Origin of the sequence: Litoreibacter arenae DSM 19593 (genome assembly GCF_000442275.2) — a bacterium.
GTDB lineage: Bacteria > Pseudomonadota > Alphaproteobacteria > Rhodobacterales > Rhodobacteraceae > Litoreibacter > Litoreibacter arenae.
Window position 1 is genome coordinate 273396 of record NZ_KE557310.1, and the last position, 17241, is coordinate 290636.

Sequence of the window (17241 nt, forward strand, 5' to 3'; positions counted from 1 at the left end):
TTGTGTCGGCGGGGAAAAGCCAATTACATCGCACCCATGAAAAAACAGTACTTCTTCGGCTACGGCTCTTTGGTAAACACGACGACCCACACTTACGGCTCCACACACGTGGCGACGTTGGAAGGCTGGCGCAGGGTCTGGACCCATACCGCGCTGCGCGACATCGCCTATCTCAGCGTGGCACCCGCAAGCGGCAGCAGGATCGACGGGTTGATCGCAGGGGTCCCGGATTCCGACTGGGCCGCGCTCGATATCCGCGAAACCGGCTATTCGCGCAGCTTGCTGCAATCCACGGCGCTGACCCACGCAGCGGGCGAGGTGGACGTCCAGATGTACCAAACCCACATTGAGCGCGACGCACCGTCGCCGGTCGCCCAGCCGATACTGCTCAGCTATCTGGACGTAGTGGTCCAAGGTTTCCACACCCAATTCGGCAAGGACGGCGTTGAACGCTTTTTCCAGACCACCGACGGCTGGGAGGCGCCCATCCTCAACGACCGCCTACAGCCGCGCTATCCGCGCAGCCGGACGCTCAGCGACCGCGAGACCGCGCTGGTGGATGCCCATCTCGAAAACCTCAAGACAAGCATCATCGAGCCAGAGCAGGACTAAACCGACATCGTCGCCTTCACCGCCTTCTTCCAGCCCGCGTATTTGCGGTCGCGGGTTTCGTCGTCCATGTCCGGCTCGAACCGGCGGTCCAGCGCCCAGCTTTCCGCAAACCCGTCCATATCGGGATAAATCCCCGCCCGCGACCCCGCCAGCCACGCCGCGCCCAAGGCCGTTGTTTCCAGCACCTCCGGCCGGTCCACCTGCGCGCCGATAATGTCACTAAGGAACTGCATCGCCCAGTCGCTCGCCGTCATGCCGCCATCGACGCGAAGCACATCCTCGCCATCGGCCTCCCAGTCCGCCTTCATCGCCTCCAGCAAGTCGCGCGTCTGGTAGCCGACGCTTTCCAGCGCGGCGCGGGCGAATTCCTCCGGCCCGGTGCCGCGAGTCAGCCCGAAAATAGCCCCGCGGCAATCGGCGTCCCAATAGGGCGCACCCAGTCCGGTGAAGGCGGGCACAAGAATGACGTCCTGCCCGTCATCCGCCTTCTCTGCCAAAGGCTGCGTTTCCTTGGCTTCGCGGATAATCTTGATCCCGTCGCGCAGCCATTGCACCACCGCCCCCGCAATAAAGATCGAGCCTTCCAGCGCATAAGTCGGTTTGCCGTCGAACTGGTAGGCAATCGTCGTCAGCAGCCGGTTCTGCGACGCAACCGGCGTGTCGCCCGTGTTCAACAGCGCAAAGCAACCCGTGCCATAGGTCGACTTCATCATGCCCGGCTTGAAGCATGCCTGCCCCACCGTCGCCGCCTGCTGGTCGCCCGCGACACCCAGAACGGGCAGCGCCTTGCCGAACAGGTCCGCGCGGCACGTGCCGAAATCCGCCGCGCAATCCTTGACCTCCGGCAGCATCTGCATCGGGATGCCCAGCATCTCGCAAATCGTCGTGCTCCACCGCCCTTTGCGAATGTCATAAAGCAGCGTCCGCGCGGCGTTGGTGGCGTCGGTCACATGCGAGGCGCCGCCGGTCAACTTCCAGATCAGGAAGCTGTCCACGGTGCCGAACAGCAACTCGCCCGCCTCCGCCCGCTCCCGCACGCCGTCGACGTTTTCCAGTATCCAGCGCAGCTTCGTGCCGGAAAAATACGGGTCCAGCAGCAGCCCCGTCCGCTCGGTGAACATCTCCTCATGCCCCGCGTCCCGCAACTCGCGGCAATAGTCCGAGGTCCGGCGGTCCTGCCAGACAATCGCGTTATGCACCGGCTTGCCGGTGGCCTTGTCCCACACAACCGTCGTCTCGCGCTGGTTGGTGATGCCGATGGCGGCAATGTCGTCGGCGCTGATCCTCGCCCGCTCGATCACGGAGCGGCAGGTGCCTGCGGTCGTGGACCAAAGATCGTCGGGGTCGTGCTCGACCCAGCCCGAATGAGGGAAATGTTGCGGAAATTCCTCCTGATCCGAGGCCACGATCTTCATGTCCTTGTCGAAGATAATCGCCCTGCTGGACGTGGTCCCCTGATCAATGGCCAGTATATATGTCATGTCTTCTCCCGTTCGGCCTGCATCCAGTCATCAAGCAGCTTGATCTCGTCCGCGCTCATCCGCAACCCCAGCTTCGAGCGCCGCCAGACCACATCGTCGGCCCGCCGCGCATACTCCCGCCCCATCATCCAGCGCACCTCGCGCGCGGTCAGGTTCGCCCCGAAATGCTTGCCCATATCCGATACGGCACCCGCATCGCCCAGCATCACCCGCGCGTCGGTGCCGTAAGCCCGCACCAGCCGCCGCGCCCAGACATCGTCGAGATACGGGTAGTCTACGATCAGCCCGTCAATCAAGTCCTGCACCTGATCCACCGCAAAATCGCCCCCAGGCAACGCCACGCCCGCCGTCCAGTTGCCCGGCACCCCGTCAAAGAACGGCGCGATCTTGGCCAAGGCGTTCTCCGCTAGCCGGCGATAGGTGGTGATCTTGCCGCCAAACACATTGAGCAGCGGCGGCCCGTCGTCATAGACGCTCAGCACATAATCCCGCGTCGCAGCGGTCGCGGATTTGGCGCCGTCGTCATAAAGCGGCCGCACGCCGGAATAGGTCCACACCACGTCATCCACCGTAATGTCATGCTTGAAATAGCCGTTGGCGAACGCGATCAGGTAGTCGCGTTCCTCGTCCGTGCAAACCGGCTCTTGCGACGGGTCCGGATGCTCCGCGTCGGTCGTGCCGATCAGGGTAAAATCCGTCTCGTAGGGAATGGCGAAAATGATCCGCCCGTCTTCCCCTTGGAAGAAATACGCCTTGTCATGCTTAAACAGCCGCTTGGTCACGATATGGCTGCCCCGCACCAGCCGGACGCCTTCGCTCGAATTGGTGTGGGTGACGTGCCGGATCACGTCCTCCACCCACGGCCCGCCCGCGTTCACCAGCATCCGCGCGCGCCGCTGCGACAGCTCGCCAGTTTCACTGTTTTCAAGGTCCACGACCCAGTGCTCGTCCTCCCGACGGGCCGACACCACCTTGGTGCGCACCATAATCTCCGCCCCCCGCGCCTCCGCGTCGCGGGCGTTCAGCACCACCAGCCGCGCGTCCTCGATCCAGCAGTCGGAATACTCGTAGGCCAGCTCGAACCGGTCCTCGATCCCCTGCCCCACAACATCAGTCGTCAAATCCACCTTGCTCGTGCCGGGCAAAATCTTCCGCCCGCCAAGGTTGTCATACATGAACAACCCCAGCCGGATCAGCCATGCCGGACGCCGACCCTTAAGCCACGGCATGAACACAGACAGCAGCTTGGAGGTCGGCGTTTCGCCCTCGAACCGCATATCCTTGTGGTAGGGCAGCACGAACCGCATCGGCCAGCTGATATGCGGCATTGCCCGTAGCAGGGTTTCGCGCTCGATCAGGGCCTTGCGGACAAGGCCGATCTCGAAATACTCCAGATAGCGCAGCCCGCCATGAAACAACTTGGTGGACGCGCTGGACGTCGCCCAGGCAAGGTCGTTCATCTCGGCCAGAGACACCGACAGCCCACGACCCGCCGCATCCCGCGCGATGCCCGCACCGTTGATGCCGCCGCCGATAATGAACAGATCGACGATGTCTTCTTCCGCCATATCAGCGACTCCTCCCGTGCCGTTGTCCACAGAACATAAGCTAATTCCGCCTCGTGAACAGGGCGGAGCGCGTCAGTCGTCGTCTGGAATGCCCATCAACGCCATCGGGCTGACGCCCAGCGTGGCCGACGCGAATGGCCCCCCGTGGCAGGTCATCCCCGGATCGCTCAAATCCGCAGGCGGCGTGTCTGCCAGTATCTCCGCCGCATAATCCTCCGCATTGTCCTTCGGGCGGTAGCCCAGATGCGACGCGGACGAGTTATCGACGGGCGAGCGGTCATTCTTCGACACGCCATAGATCACCGTGAACCCCACCACCGGCGTATCAATCGCCCGAGTCACGACCTGCACCAGATCGTCAGGGCTTAGCCATGACCCCAACGCCCGCGCATTGCCGGGCCGCGAGGTGGCGGACAGGATGCGGATATGGACCGACTCCAGCCCCTCCTTCTCCCAGAACATCCGCCCCAGATCCTCGGTAAAGCACTTGGCCAGCCCATAGTAAGTGTCAGGCCGGTGCGGCATGTCGGGCGTGATCGCCACGGTCTTCGGATACATCCCCATGGCATGAATGGACGACGCATAGACCACCCGGCGCACGCCATGCTCTTTCGCGGATTGCCAGATATTGTAGGAGCCGACGAAGTTCGGACCCCAGATTTCCTCGAACGGCACCTCGTCCACCAGCGCACCGAAATGCACCACCATATCCGCACCTTCCAGCAGCGGGCGGATATCGTCCATCTTCGCCAGATCGGCCTGCACGAAGGTCTCGTTCGCGGCCAGATCGCCTACGCTTTCGGCAATGTCGGTGGATAACAGTTCGTCGCACATCGCGGCCAGCGGCCCACGCAGGATTTTGCCAAGGTTTCCGGCAGCGCCGGTCAACACGATCTTCTTCATGGTGATATCTCCCAAATCAATCGGGACGACCTCAACACTCCGGAATGTTGACCGCAAGCCCCCCTTGCGAGGTTTCCTTGTATTTCGTGCTCATATCAATGCCGGTCTGGCGCATCGCTTCGATGCAATTGTCCAGCGGCATGAAATGCGTCCCGTCCCCGCGCAGGGCCAGCGAGGCGGCGGATACCGCCTTGATCGCGCCCAGCCCGTTGCGTTCGATGCACGGAACCTGAACCAGCCCCGCGACCGGATCGCAGGTCATGCCCAGATGATGCTCCAGCGCGATCTCCGCCGCGTTCTCCACCTGCTCGTTGGTGCCGCCCAAAGCCGCACACAGCCCCGCCGCCGCCATGGAGGACGCCGAGCCAACCTCCCCCTGGCACCCCACCTCGGCACCCGAGATGGAGGCGTTGTGCTTGATCAGCCCGCCCACCGCTGCCGCCGTCAGCAGGAAGTTGCGCTGCCCCTCTTCCGTCGCACCAATGCAATGCTCGCGGTAATAGCGCAGCACGGACGGCAGCACACCCGCCGCCCCGTTGGTGGGCGAGGTCACGACCTTGCCCCCCGCCGCGTTCTCCTCGTTCACGGCCATGGCGTAGACGCTCATCCAGTCGTTGATCGTATGCGGCTGGCTGCGGTTCATCCCCTGCTCCGCCAGCAGCTGGTCATGGATACGCTTGGCGCGGCGCTTCACGTTCAGCCCGCCCGGCAAGATCCCGTCCATCCGCAGCCCGCGGTCAACACAATCAAACATCGCGTCGCGGATCACCGTCAGGTTCCGGTCCAACTCCGCACGCGACATCGTCGCCAATTCGTTGGCCTCCTTCATCTGCGCAATGGTTTTGCCGTGGGCCGCGCCCATCTCCAACATCTCAACCGCCGAGCCGAACGGATACGGAAACCCCGCCTGTTCCTTCTGCACATGCAGGTCCGGCTCTTCATTCGCCAGTTCTGCCTCGGTCATCACGAAGCCGCCGCCGACCGAATAGTAGGTCTCCTGCATATACAGGTTGCCCGCCGTGTCCCACGCTTTCAGGATCATGCCGTTGGCATGTCCCGGCAGCGTCAGGTCGTAATCGAAAACTACGTCTTTCGCCGGATCAAGCGCCAGTTCAGGCAGCCCCTCGGGCCGCACGACCTTCTCTACCGCCAAGGTCTCGATCAACCCGTCCACCGCATCAGGGTCCATCGTCGCGGGCAGATATCCCATCAGCCCCAGCATCACCGCGCGGTCGGTCGCGTGGCCCTTGCCGGTAAACGCCAGCGAGCCATGCAGCGACGCCGACACGCCCGCCAACTCTCCCGCGCCGGGTTCTTTTTCACGCCCGCCCCGCAGGTCGTCCAGAAAGCGCCCCGCAGCCGTCATCGGCCCCATGGTGTGGGACGAGGACGGGCCGATGCCCACTTTGAATATGTCGAAGATACTTAGAAACATACGCGCATATACGGCCCAAACGAAAACCGCCGCCTATCGAAACAAGACAGGCGGCGGTGAATTCACGACATGGGTGAAATTTTAGCTGCGACCCTTCCAAGGCACCAGCAGACGCTCCGCCCAGCGCATCAGCACGTCGATAGAGAACCCGATCACGCCGATCAGGATAATCCCCATCAACACGATGTCCGTGTTCTGGAACTTCGACGCCACCATGATCATCATGCCCGCGCCCTTCTCCGCGGCCACAAGTTCGGCGGCCACAACGGTGCCCCAACATACGCCCATCGCCACCCGCGCGCCGGTGAATATCTCCGGCAGCGAATTCGGGATGATGACGTGCCGCATGATCTGCCACTTGGACGCGCCCAGCGAATAGGCGGCATGCACCTTGGTGATGTTGACCCCCGACACGCCGGACCGCGCGGCAATCGCCATGATCCACAGCGCCGCAAGGAACAGCAGCACGATCTTGCCGACCTCACCGATGCCTGCCCAGATAATCACCAGCGGGATCAGCGCCAAGGGTGGCACGGGCCGCATGAACTCGACCACCGGATCGAACCAGCCGCGGAACCAGTTGGACAGACCCATGACATAGCCCAGCGGGATGCCCACGGCGGCCCCGATCAGGAAGCCCACGATCACGCGGAACAGCGAGTACCCAAGGTGTTCCCAAAGCGTCGAGTTGCGGAACCCCGTGCTGGAAATCTCCGCCAACCGGCTCGCGACCTTTTCAGGTGGCGGCAAATACAATGGCTGCATCTGCCAGCCGGTCTTCGGCTCGATGTTCAACGTGCCCTTGGGCGTCATGGCCACGCGGGCGAAGTCGGTCATGACCTCGCCACCCAGCGCAATCGGCTTGCCGTTCACGGCCACGATCTGCGCGCCGTCGTCGCGGCCCACCTCGTCATTCGCGTCCACCCGCAACAGCTTGGAGCGGTATTTCACAATCGACACAGAGTCGTTCTTCGCAAACCCGTCCCCCGGCGCAACTTCGGGTACAGTCGCGTCCCCGTCGGTCTCGTGCACGTTGACCGTGACGGTCGCGTCGTCGGTCTGCCCGTTCGCGTCAACCGTGTAGGTAAACACACCTGTGCCGGTGAACGGCGCAGGCGCATGCAGAAACGACGGGATCAGGCTGGAGCCGGTGAACGACGCCCACAGCAAAAATATCGTCACGATGGAAATGATCGACGCAGCCCTGTTCGGCCGCACGGCACTTTCGTCCCCGAAGGTCACGGTTTTCAGCGAGGTATAGTCATTCGGCCGCGCCGATGCGGTGATATATTTCACCGCGAAGAAGCTACCCACGAAGATGGCGACATAGATTGCAAGAATGGTCATGCGCTTTCCTCCGTGCGGCCCATAATCTCCTCTTCCATGTCCCAGATCATGGCGAGGATTTCCTCACGGGTCTTCGCATAGTCCGGGTGCTTCTTGACCTCGCGCAGGTCCTGGTCGACCCCAAGATCGGCAAACGGCAAGCGGTATTCCTTGTGGATGCGGCCGGGACGCGGGGCCATGACCAGCAGACGCTCGCCCAGCAACAGCGCCTCCTCGACCGAGTGGGTGATCAGGATGATCGTCTTGCCCGTCTCTTTCCACAGCTTCAGCACAAGGCTTTGCATCTTCTCACGGGTCAGCGCGTCCAGCGCGCCAAGTGGTTCGTCCATCAAGATCACGTCGGGGTCATTGGCAAGGCAGCGGGCCAAAGCCACGCGCTGCTGCATCCCGCCGGACAATTCGTAAATCGCTTTTTCCTTGAAGTCCCGAAGGCCCACAACATCCAGCAAATGGTCCACATTGGCCCCGTATTGCGATTCCTTCTCGCCTTTCATGCGCGGCCCGAAGGCGACATTCTGGCGAACGTTCATCCACTCGAACAACGCGCCCTGCTGGAAAACCATCCCGCGTTCCGCATCCGGCCCCTGCACGGTATGCCCGTTCATCGTGATGCGACCCTCGGTCGGGGCCAGAAAACCCGCAACAATGTTGAGCAACGTGGTCTTGCCACAGCCCGACGGCCCCAGAACGCTCATCAACTCGCCCGGTTTCAGCGCCAGCGTGACGTCTTTCAGCGCCTGCACCGAGCTGCCGTTCGGCAGGTCGAAGCGCATGGAGATATTTTCAATGGTCAAGCCCGACATAGCTGCCCCACTCCTTGTTTAAGGTATTTTGGAAGTGAAAAGGGTGGCGCGGAATTCCCGCGCCACCCCTCAGTCGGTGCTACATCTCGGACGCGGCCTTCAGCGGGCCTGTGTTCACAGTCGCCTCATAGCTGTCCAGCGCCGCGTCGATGGAGTTCGCGTTCACGAAGATGTCCGCGACACCCTTCATGAAGGACTGCGCGCCGCCGCCCAGCCACTTCTCGCCCAGTTGCTCGGACACGCTCGGGAATGCAAAGGTTGCCAGCGTCGAAGCGGTCGCTTCTTCGTCCATGCCCGCGTCCTTGGCGATCACCGGCAGCATTTCCGCGTGGTTGGCCTCGTCAGCCCACATCGCGTTGGCGTCTGCGGTCACTTTCAGGAACTTGGCAACGGTCTCGCCGTTCTCGGCCACGAAACCGGCAGGCGCGGAGGTCACGTCAAACACCAGAATGCCCAACTCTTCCTTCTCGGCGCCGGTCAACAGGATGTTGCCGGATTCCTTCATCGTGCGCAGCGCGCCACCCCAGCCGCAAGCCATGTCGACAGAGCCTTGCGCCAGCGCCGCAGCCCCCTCGGCAGGGGCCATGTCCACGACGCTCATGCTGGAGATATCAACGCCGAAATGGTTCATCTGGCTCAGAAAGCCGTAATGCGCGGCGGTACCCAGCGGAACGGCAACCTTCTTGCCAGCCAATTCGGAGGCGGAATTCTTGTCGATCTCCAGACCGCTCGAGACGACGCAGTTGTCGTTCTCCGAATAGGACACGGCCACGTCAAGGATCTGGATGTCCTGACCGGCAGAGGTCGCAACCACGAAAGGTGGCACACCTTGCGACACGGAAATGTCTACGTCGCCGGATGCCATGGCAGCCGACATTGCGGTGCCGGTGTCGAAGGACACCCAGGTGACCGGCGCGCCCAGCGCTTCGTCATAGGTGCCGTTGACCTTGGCATACTGGAACGGCATCGGCCATTCGAGGAAGTAGCCGACCGTCAGCCCGTGCCCGTCCGCCATGGCGGCTTGCGCCCCCGACAGCAGGGCCACGCCAGCGACGGCGCTCATCATTTTGGTGGATAGTTTCATGTGTTCATCTCCCATGTTGAACATATTGGCACCTTGTCGGCGCTTTTGGTTCCCTCAGGTCGGCCTGTCCGGTGGTCCGGATCTCTAGCCGCCTGAAGGCGTTTGCAAAACAAAACACACGGCAGTTTAAATGCCAATGCACTTCGCATTTGCAGATCAAGTTTCAGGTATTCGCATCAACCCTTTCGGCTTATGTGAACGGCAAGTAGGCGAAGCGGGGTGGGTTCCGTCAATGAATTTCATCAGCCTTTGCAAGCCTGACCTCACCCGCCACGCCCACGGAATCGGCACCATAAACGACTGAAAACAAAACAATTCGGCCACGGGGACAACCCTTCCACACCCCGAAAGGCCGCGAAACTGGCCCTACGCACAGCCGAAATCTGGCCCTATTGCGCATCTGAATTACGTGCAGCCTGATGTAAGGCGCTATACTGGGCGCATCGCGTCAAGATTCGCCGGACTAACGCTCCGGCCCCCTTTAATCACTGGAGAAGCCCCATGGACGGCAATCTGCAAAGCAATGATCTCTCCGGCGTTGTCGAAGCCGACCGCGCCCATGTCTGGCACCACCTCAGCCAGCACGCAGGCTACATGGCCGAGGGCGACGCCCGCACCGACCCCAAGATCATCGTCGAGGGCAAGGGCATCAACGTCTGGGACCAGCACGGCCGCAAGCATATCGACGCGGTCTCCGGCGGCGTCTGGACCGTCAACGTGGGCTATGGCCGCGAAAGCATCGCCGATGCCGTGCGCGACCAGTTGGTGAAGATGAACTTCTTCGGCGGCACCGTCGGCTCCATCCCCGCCGCGCAATTCTCCGAGCGGCTGATCGCCAAGATGCCCGGCATGACCCGCGTCTACTACGCCAACTCGGGCTCCGAGGCGAACGAGAAGGGCTTCAAGATGGTCCGCCAGATCGCCCACAAGCGCTATGGCGGCAAGAAGCACAAGATCCTCTACCGCGACCGCGACTACCACGGCACCACCATCGCCTGCCTCTCCGGCGGCGGTCAGGAGGAGCGGAACGCCCAATACGGCCCCTACACCCCCGGCTTCGTCAAAGTCCCCCACTGCCTTGAATACCGCGCCATGGATCAGGGCTTGGGCGATCTGTCCGGCGAGGCCTATGGCATCGCAGCCGCCAACGCGATTGAAGACGTCATCCTGCGCGAAGGCCCCGACACCGTCGGCGCGCTGTGTCTGGAGCCCGTCACCGCAGGCGGCGGCGTCATCGTCCCGCCCGAAGGCTACTGGCCCCGCGTGCAGGAAATCTGCAAAAAATACGACATCTTGCTGCATATCGACGAGGTCGTCTGCGGCATGGGCCGCACCGGCACATGGTTCGGCTACCAGCATTACGGCATCCAGCCCGATATCGTGACCATGGCCAAAGGCGTCGCCTCCGGCTACGCCGCCATTTCGTGCTGCGTGACGACCGAGGCCGTGTTCGACATGTTCAAGGACGACACCTCCGACCACCTCAACTACTTCCGCGACATCTCCACCTTCGGCGGCTGCACCGCAGGCCCCGCCGCAGCGCTGGAAAACATGCGCATCCTCGAAGACGAGAACCTGCTCGACAACACCACCGCCATGGGCACCTACATGCTGGAGCAGCTAGAAGAGCTGAAAGGCAAACACGCCTGCATCGGCGACGTGCGCGGCAAGGGCCTGTTCCTCGGCGCAGAGCTTGTCGCAGATCGCGAAACCCGCGCACCCCTGCCCGAAAAGCTGGTCGCCCAAGTCACCGGCCACTGCATGAGCAAAGACGCGGTCATCATCGGCATGACCAACCGGTCGGTGCCGGGCTTCAACAACACCCTCTGCTTCTCCCCCGCATTGATCGCCACCAAGGACGACATCGACGCGATCTTGGCGTCGGTAGATGGTGCGTTGACGGCAGTGATGGGGTAGAGGCTCAACCTAAAAGATACGGAAAAGCCCGCGATCTCGGCTAGGTCGCGGGCTTTTTTGTTTGCTCTTCACTGGCTGCTACGCGGGACAAAGTGAGCCTTCGCTGCGGCAGCACCAATGGCTGCTTTAGGAGGCCCGATCAGCTTAAAGTGAGCTTTTTGCAGATTGCGCATGGCTCGTGCCGCGAGCCTGCCGTTTTTAGAGCGAGACTACAGATGCATCCTCGTGCTTGGCTCTCGGTGTCCGCTCAATCGTCGCTGAATCGATCTCCATCATAGTTAGCTGAGCGTTGATCCGACGCGCAGCCTCACCTGCCCGAAACCACTTCATGGCGGCCATCAAGTTGTAGCGCGGACGGCGACGCCCAGCTTGCGGCTCTACCGCTGCGGCCAGAACCTCCAATAATTCATCAATACGGTAAAGGCCGCCCGCAGTGGGCAGAGGCATCTTACGCTGTTGGAGCGATTGGCGTCTGACCTCGAGCTTTTCTGCAACGTCAGCCAAGCTCACGAGGTCTGGGCGGATCTCACGCAGGGTCGTGCCGACAGGTAGGGTCTTGATTAGGGCGCGAGCCGCGTTCAGGATGACGCTCTCCGCATCATCACCTTCGGTTTCCAGTTCGACACCGAGGAGACCAGCCACGCCCGTGCCCACCAAAGCATCCTCGAAGCCAGCTTCGAACACCGCATCAGACAGTGCGAACGCGTCGTGTTCCCCTTCAGGAAGGGCAAAGACCAGTTCGAATTCATATTCCTCAGCCATCTACTTTTCCTTCCGCTTCTTGAGTTTCACACAAGCGAGAGCCTTCTGTTTTACTTTCTTTGCGAACTGTTGCGGATTTTTCGGCGTCGACCAGACAGACATCTGGCAGAACTCGCCACACCGGCATTCCTTGCTGTTGTTAGGACAGCGCAACATTCCCCACGCGTGCCCCTTGCCTTCTATAACGGCCCATCCCAGCTCCTCGAGTTCTTGGATCATCGCCTCAATTTCCTTCGACGTGTGCCGCTTACGAGCCATAAGATACATTCACTTTCTAAATTGTCAACCGACAAGTTAAATTGTCAGGCATTACCGACGGTAGAACACAAAAGACAAAGAGCGTCACGGTGCCGAACCACGGCAGATCAACAATCCCTTGGCGAAGATTCAATACCCCTCTTTCTTGGAACATTGGCAAACCTCTTCAATTAAGACCGTCAAAAACCCAGTACAAATCCAAGCGGATGTTGAGGATTGTTGTACCTCTTGTAAAAGCAGCCCTTTGCGGCAGGAAAACAAGTTTGTGATTATGGCCTCCAAACGGCCACTCCCACACCCCCGCCCAGCCTCAACCCCTAATCGCCGGGCGATCGTCGTCACGCCCCGCGTTCACCAAATCTCAACAAACCTCACCGCCCGCAGTGTTAACCACGGCAAATCCCGCCCCCATGCCCGACACAATGCCGACGCTTTGCAGACGGTTCGCAGACCGCCCAAAACCCAAGTTTTGCAGCCGTTAACCCTCGATTCGCACCCCGAGCGTTGCACACCGCCAGACCACCGCCCCAACTGTTAACCCTTCCGCTGCGTCTCACTTTCCGATATATCCAAATTGAACCCGCTTTAAGGCCAGCCAACCTATGCCTATCGCCGTCGAAACCTTCTTTCTGGACCCCGCCTATGAGGGCACCCTCCAGCAGCAAATCCAGCAGATGGTCGCGGGCGGCATCCTGTCGGGCCGCTTCCGCCCCGGCGAGAAACTCCCCTCCTCCCGCAAGCTGGCACAGCATCTGGGCGTCAGCCGGATCACCGTCACGCTGGCCTATAACGAGCTGATGGCCGACGACTACCTGTCGTCGGCAGGCCGCTCCGGCTACTTCGTCTCCGAGAACGCGCCGGAGCCGCCGCAGATCAGCCCGCGCTCCTCCTCCGACACCGTCGACTGGAGCCGCGCCATCGGTCACCGCTTCTCCGGCAACCTGCAAATCGAGAAGCCGCTGGACTGGCGAACCTACAAATATCCCTTTCTTTACGGGCAGGTAGACCCTGCCCTGTTTGACCGGCAAAACTGGCGCCTGTGTGCAATCCGCGCTCTGGGCCAGCGGGATTTCGACAGCCTGACCGCCGATCAGGTCGACCGCGACGACCCGCAACTGCTGGAATTCGTCGCCCGCAACACCCTGCCCCGACGGGGAATTCTGGCCAATCCCGATGAAATCCTGATCACCGTCGGCGCACAAAACGCGCTGTGGCTGGCCGCGCAGGTCCTCCTGACCCAGCGCCGCACCGCCGCCCATGAGGACCCCTGCTACCCCGGCCTGCGCACCATCCTGCACCAGTCCCGCTGCCACCGGATCGAGGTGCCCGTAGACGCCGACGGCCTCCCGCCGCACCTGATCCCGCCCGAGACCGACGTGGTATTCTGCACGCCCAGTCACCAATGCCCGACCGCCTCCACCATGCCGATTTCGCGCCGCAAGGAGCTGCTCCGCCGCGCGTCCGAGGATGATTTCCTGATTGTCGAAGATGATTACGAGTTCGAGATGTCCTTCCTCAAACCCCCGTCCCCCGCCCTGAAATCGCTCGATGACGACGGAAGGGTCATCTATGTCGGCTCATTCTCCAAGTCGCTCTTCCCGGGCCTGCGTTTGGGCTATCTTGTTGGTCCCAAACCATTTATCCGCGAGGCCCGCGCCCTGCGCTCCGCGGTTTTGCGCCACCCGCCCGGCCATATGCAGCGCACGGCGGCCTATTTCCTGTCGCTCGGCCACTACGATGCCCTCGTCCGCCGCCTGCGCAACGCTTTCCACGACCGTCGCCGCATCATGGATAACGCCATGGCAGAACACGGTTTAACCGTCGCAGGCGCAGGGGCGTTCGGCGGGTCCAGCTACTGGATGCGCGCGCCGGACGGGGTCGATACGACCGAACTCGCTGATCGCTTAAGGGCGAAATCCGTGCTGATCGAGCCCGGCGCGGCCTTCTGCAAAGGCGGCTTCCGCGAATACAAACACTACCGGCTGGCCTATTCTTCCATCGGGGCGGGGCAAATTTCGCCCGGCGTTGCGCTCATCGCCGCTGAAATTGCTGCGATGCAGAACTGAATTAGCGCTATTTGGCAAACGCCTCGGGCGCTGGAATGCTTCACAGCAATGCCATAGGGTAGCCCACCTTCAAATTTTGGATATATAGTCCGAACAAACTGGTCATAACACGACTCTGGCCTGCGACCTAAGTTCCGCCCAGATACCTGCTCGGGACAAAGCCCCCTGCCCTTCACCTAACCGGGAGACCGCACCATGAAAATGACGACCGAAGAAGCCTTCGTCAAAACCCTGCAAATGCACGGCATCCGCCACGCCTTCGGGATCATCGGCTCGGCCATGATGCCGATCTCCGACCTGTTTCCGACCGCCGGCATCAAGTTCTGGGACTGCGCCCACGAGATGACCGCAGGCATGATGGCCGACGGTTATACTCGCGCCACCGGCGAGATGTCGATGATGGTCGCGCAAAACGGCCCCGGCATCACCAACTTCGTGACCTCGGTCAAGACCGCCTACTGGAACCACACCCCGCTGCTGCTGGTCACCCCACAGGCTGCCAACAAGACCATCGGTCAGGGCGGCTTCCAGGAAATGGAGCAGATGAACCTGTTTGCCGACTGCGTCGCCTATCAGGAAGAGGTCCGCGACCCGTCCCGCATCGCAGAGACGCTGAACCGCGTCATCATGCAAGCCTACCGCGCCTCTGCCCCCGCGCAGATCAACATCCCGCGCGACTTCTGGACGCAAGTGATCGACATCGAGCTGCCCGTCGCCGTGGAATTCGAGCGCCCCGCTGGTGGTGAAGAAGCCGTGGCGAAAGCTGCCGACCTGCTGTCGTCCGCCAAGTTCCCGGTGATCCTGAACGGCGCTGGCGTTGTTCTGGCAGGCGGTATCGACGCCTCCATGAAGCTGGCCGAATCCCTCGACGCGCCTGTTTGCGTTGGCTATCAGCACAACGACGCCTTCCCCGGTAACCACCCGTTGTTCGCTGGTCCGCTGGGCTATAACGGCTCGAAAGCAGGGATGGAGTTGATCTCCAAGGCCGACGTCGTGCTGGCCCTTGGCTCCCGCCTCAACCCGTTCTCGACCCTGCCGGGCTACGGCATCGACTACTGGCCCACGGATGCAAAGATCATTCAGGTTGACCTGAACCCCGACCGCATCGGCCTGACCAAGAAAGTCACCGTCGGCATCGTCGGAGACGCCAGGAAGGTTGCCGAAGGCATCCTGTCGCAACTGAAAGACGGTGCAGGCGACGCAGGCCGCGAAGAGCGCAAGGCCCTGATCGCACAAACCAAATCGGCTTGGGCGCAGGAACTGACCTCGCTGGATCACGAGGACGACGATCCAGGCACCACCTGGAACGAGCGCGCCCGCACCCGCGAGCCGAACAAGATGTCGCCCCGTCAGGCATGGCGCGCGATCCAGTCCGCATTGCCCAAAGACGCGATCATCTCGTCGGACATCGGCAACAACTGCGCCATCGGCAACGCCTACCCGTCCTTCGAGCAAAGCCGCAAATATCTGGCGCCCGGCCTGTTCGGCCCCTGCGGCTATGGCTTCCCGGCCATCACTGGTGCGAAAATCGGCTGCCCTGACGTGCCGGTCGTGGGCTTCGCAGGTGACGGCGCGTTCGGCATTTCGATGAACGAAATGGTCTCCGTGGGCCGCGGCGACTGGCCCGCCATCACCATGGTCATTTTCCGCAACTACCAGTGGGGCGCCGAAAAGCGCAACACGACCCTGTGGTTTGACGACAACTTCGTCGGCACGGAACTGGACACCAACGTCTCCTACGCCAAGATCGCCGATGCTTGTGGCCTGAAAGGTGTGCAGGTCGACAGCATGGACTCTTTGACCGAAGCGTTGAACACTGCGGTGAAAGAGCAGATGGAAAACAACGTGACCACCTTCATCGAAATCCTGCTAAATCAGGAATTGGGCGAGCCCTTCCGCCGCGACGCCATGAAGAAGCCCGTCGCCGTGGCAGGTGTCAGCGCATCGGACATGGCCGCCGAATAGTTGCGGCCCCATAAAAAGACCCACACCCGCCCCGAGACATCGGGGCGGGTTTCGTGGTGAAAAGTAGAGTTTTGGGAGGGACCGCTTATGACCGCCGACAATCCGTTTCTGTCTCAGCAAGAGGCCGTGTGCCCCGACTGGCTGCTCGACATGGCGCAGAAGGCGGCAACGCCCCGCGTCGCCATCGCCCGCGCAGGCGCACCCCTGCCCATGGAAGCCGCCCGCGACGCGACCGAGGCCAACATCATGGAGCCGGTCTTCACCGGCGAGCGGCACCTGATCGAGGCCGAGGCAGACAAGCTCGGTTGGGACATCTCGCAATTCACCATCATCGAGGCCGAGGGCGAGCAGGACAGCGGCAACGCCGCCGCCATGGCTTGCGGCGAAGGCCGCGCGGACGTCATGATGAAGGGCCAGCTTCACTCCGACACCTTCATGCGCGCCGCCCTCGCCCGTGACGCGGGCCTGCGCACCGGCAACCGGCTGGTGCATATCTTCCACATCTCCCATCCAGACGGGACGCGCGCGATCACCATCTCCGACGCCGCCGTCAACGTCGACCCCAACATCGAGACCCGCAAGGACGCCACCCGCGAGGTGGTCAAGCTGCTGCACATGCTGGGCACCGGGCGCCCCAAAGTGGCGTTCCTCTCCGCCACCGAAAGCATCCTTCCCGCCGTGCCGTCCTCGGTCGAGGCGGACGAGCTTGCCACATGGGCGAAGGGGGAAATCAAAAACGCCGACTTCTCCGGCCCGCTGGCGCTGGACCTGATCCTGTCCCCCAAGGCAGTGGCCACCAAGAAGCTGACCGCCGACCCCGTCGCGGGCAAGGCGGACGCGATCATCGTGCCGGACATCGTGTCTGGCAACACCCTGTTCAAATCGCTGGTCTACCTCACAGGCGGGTGCGCCGCGGGCATCGTCATGGGGGCCAAGGTTCCCGTGCTGCTGACCTCGCGGGCCGATCCCCCTGCCGCGCGGATGGCGTCGTGCTGCCTCGCAGCCATCGTGAACGCCGCCAACCGCCAAAGCTGATCGGA

The 17241-nt window shown here is 62.0% G+C and carries 14 protein-coding genes; 5 read left to right on the forward strand and 9 right to left on the reverse strand.

Annotated features, from left to right (window positions below):
• The first annotated feature begins 36 nt into the window (after positions 1-36).
• Entirely contained in the window at positions 37-612 is a 576-nt protein-coding gene (locus THALAR_RS09050; RefSeq protein ID WP_021101231.1) for a gamma-glutamylcyclotransferase family protein, read from the forward strand.
• On the opposite strand, the gene glpK is transcribed toward THALAR_RS09050, so the two are convergent.
• The 7 genes from glpK to THALAR_RS09085 form a co-directional block, all read right to left on the reverse strand.
• Complete coding sequence (gene glpK, locus THALAR_RS09055) at positions 609-2093, reverse strand: glycerol kinase GlpK (protein WP_021101232.1); 1485 nt, start codon at positions 2091-2093, stop codon at positions 609-611. The two genes, THALAR_RS09050 and glpK, sit on opposite strands and share 4 nt — an antisense overlap.
• Positions 2090-3661, reverse strand: a complete 1572-nt coding sequence (gene glpD / locus THALAR_RS09060) for a glycerol-3-phosphate dehydrogenase (protein WP_021101233.1) — start codon at positions 3659-3661, stop codon at positions 2090-2092. The genes glpK and glpD overlap by 4 nt, the downstream gene beginning before the upstream one ends.
• 72 nt (positions 3662-3733) lie before the next feature.
• Complete coding sequence (locus THALAR_RS09065; RefSeq protein WP_021101234.1) at positions 3734-4564, reverse strand: NAD-dependent epimerase/dehydratase family protein; 831 nt, start codon at positions 4562-4564, stop codon at positions 3734-3736.
• A 31-nt stretch (positions 4565-4595) separates the two neighbouring features.
• On the reverse strand, positions 4596-5999 hold the full coding sequence (locus THALAR_RS09070) for an L-serine ammonia-lyase (RefSeq protein WP_040818145.1): 1404 nt from the start codon (positions 5997-5999) through the stop codon (positions 4596-4598).
• An 81-nt stretch (positions 6000-6080) separates the two neighbouring features.
• Entirely contained in the window at positions 6081-7346 is a 1266-nt protein-coding gene (locus THALAR_RS09075; RefSeq protein ID WP_021101237.1) for an ABC transporter permease, read from the reverse strand.
• Positions 7343-8149 (reverse strand): taurine ABC transporter ATP-binding protein, encoded by an 807-nt coding sequence (locus THALAR_RS09080; protein WP_021101238.1) that lies wholly within the window; start codon positions 8147-8149, stop codon positions 7343-7345. The genes THALAR_RS09075 and THALAR_RS09080 overlap by 4 nt, the downstream gene beginning before the upstream one ends.
• Positions 8150-8228: 79 nt before the next feature.
• Positions 8229-9233, reverse strand: coding sequence for a taurine ABC transporter substrate-binding protein (locus THALAR_RS09085; RefSeq protein WP_040818249.1), 1005 nt, complete (start codon positions 9231-9233; stop codon positions 8229-8231).
• Positions 9234-9734: 501 nt separating this feature from the next.
• Here THALAR_RS09085 and THALAR_RS09090 point away from each other — a divergent pair.
• Entirely contained in the window at positions 9735-11150 is a 1416-nt protein-coding gene (locus tag THALAR_RS09090; protein ID WP_021101241.1) for an aminotransferase family protein, read from the forward strand.
• A 198-nt stretch (positions 11151-11348) separates the two neighbouring features.
• On the opposite strand, the gene THALAR_RS09095 is transcribed toward THALAR_RS09090, so the two are convergent.
• Positions 11349-11912, reverse strand: a complete 564-nt coding sequence (locus THALAR_RS09095) for a hypothetical protein (RefSeq protein WP_021101242.1) — start codon at positions 11910-11912, stop codon at positions 11349-11351.
• Positions 11913-12131 carry a hypothetical protein gene (locus tag THALAR_RS09100; RefSeq protein ID WP_211264794.1) on the reverse strand — a complete coding sequence of 73 codons (219 nt, stop codon included), beginning with the start codon at positions 12129-12131 and terminating at the stop codon, positions 11913-11915.
• Between the two features lie 641 nt (positions 12132-12772).
• On the opposite strand from THALAR_RS09100, the gene pdxR reads away from it, so the two are divergent.
• The 3 genes from pdxR to THALAR_RS09115 all read left to right on the forward strand — a co-directional run bounded on the left by pdxR (position 12773) and on the right by THALAR_RS09115 (position 17236).
• A complete protein-coding gene (gene pdxR, locus THALAR_RS09105) occupies positions 12773-14236 on the forward strand; it encodes a MocR-like pyridoxine biosynthesis transcription factor PdxR (protein WP_021101244.1) in 1464 nt (487 codons plus the stop codon).
• 195 nt (positions 14237-14431) lie between these two features.
• The gene (gene xsc / locus THALAR_RS09110) at positions 14432-16201 is read left to right on the forward strand and encodes a sulfoacetaldehyde acetyltransferase (protein ID WP_021101245.1); all 1770 of its coding nucleotides are present in this window, start codon (positions 14432-14434) and stop codon (positions 16199-16201) included.
• 87 nt (positions 16202-16288) lie between these two features.
• Entirely contained in the window at positions 16289-17236 is a 948-nt protein-coding gene (locus tag THALAR_RS09115; RefSeq protein WP_021101246.1) for a phosphate acyltransferase, read from the forward strand.
• Positions 17237-17241 lie beyond the last annotated feature (5 nt).

What these genes read in the sequence shown, in the direction of transcription:
- THALAR_RS09065 (WP_021101234.1), bottom strand. Translation starts at nt 4,564, where the DNA reads ATGAAGAAGATCGTGTTGACCGGCGCTGCCGGAAACCTTGGCAAAATC.
- THALAR_RS09090 (WP_021101241.1), top strand. Translation starts at nt 9,735, where the DNA reads ATGGACGGCAATCTGCAAAGCAATGATCTCTCCGGCGTTGTCGAAGCC.
- THALAR_RS09095 (WP_021101242.1), bottom strand. Translation starts at nt 11,912, where the DNA reads ATGGCTGAGGAATATGAATTCGAACTGGTCTTTGCCCTTCCTGAAGGG.
- THALAR_RS09075 (WP_021101237.1), bottom strand. Translation starts at nt 7,346, where the DNA reads ATGACCATTCTTGCAATCTATGTCGCCATCTTCGTGGGTAGCTTCTTC.
- glpK (WP_021101232.1), bottom strand. Translation starts at nt 2,093, where the DNA reads ATGACATATATACTGGCCATTGATCAGGGGACCACGTCCAGCAGGGCG.
- pdxR (WP_021101244.1), top strand. Translation starts at nt 12,773, where the DNA reads ATGCCTATCGCCGTCGAAACCTTCTTTCTGGACCCCGCCTATGAGGGC.
- THALAR_RS09100 (WP_211264794.1), bottom strand. Translation starts at nt 12,131, where the DNA reads ATGATCCAAGAACTCGAGGAGCTGGGATGGGCCGTTATAGAAGGCAAG.
- THALAR_RS09115 (WP_021101246.1), top strand. Translation starts at nt 16,289, where the DNA reads ATGACCGCCGACAATCCGTTTCTGTCTCAGCAAGAGGCCGTGTGCCCC.
- glpD (WP_021101233.1), bottom strand. Translation starts at nt 3,661, where the DNA reads ATGGCGGAAGAAGACATCGTCGATCTGTTCATTATCGGCGGCGGCATC.
- xsc (WP_021101245.1), top strand. Translation starts at nt 14,432, where the DNA reads ATGAAAATGACGACCGAAGAAGCCTTCGTCAAAACCCTGCAAATGCAC.
- THALAR_RS09080 (WP_021101238.1), bottom strand. Translation starts at nt 8,149, where the DNA reads ATGTCGGGCTTGACCATTGAAAATATCTCCATGCGCTTCGACCTGCCG.
- THALAR_RS09070 (WP_040818145.1), bottom strand. Translation starts at nt 5,999, where the DNA reads ATGTTTCTAAGTATCTTCGACATATTCAAAGTGGGCATCGGCCCGTCC.
- THALAR_RS09050 (WP_021101231.1), top strand. Translation starts at nt 37, where the DNA reads ATGAAAAAACAGTACTTCTTCGGCTACGGCTCTTTGGTAAACACGACG.
- THALAR_RS09085 (WP_040818249.1), bottom strand. Translation starts at nt 9,233, where the DNA reads ATGAAACTATCCACCAAAATGATGAGCGCCGTCGCTGGCGTGGCCCTG.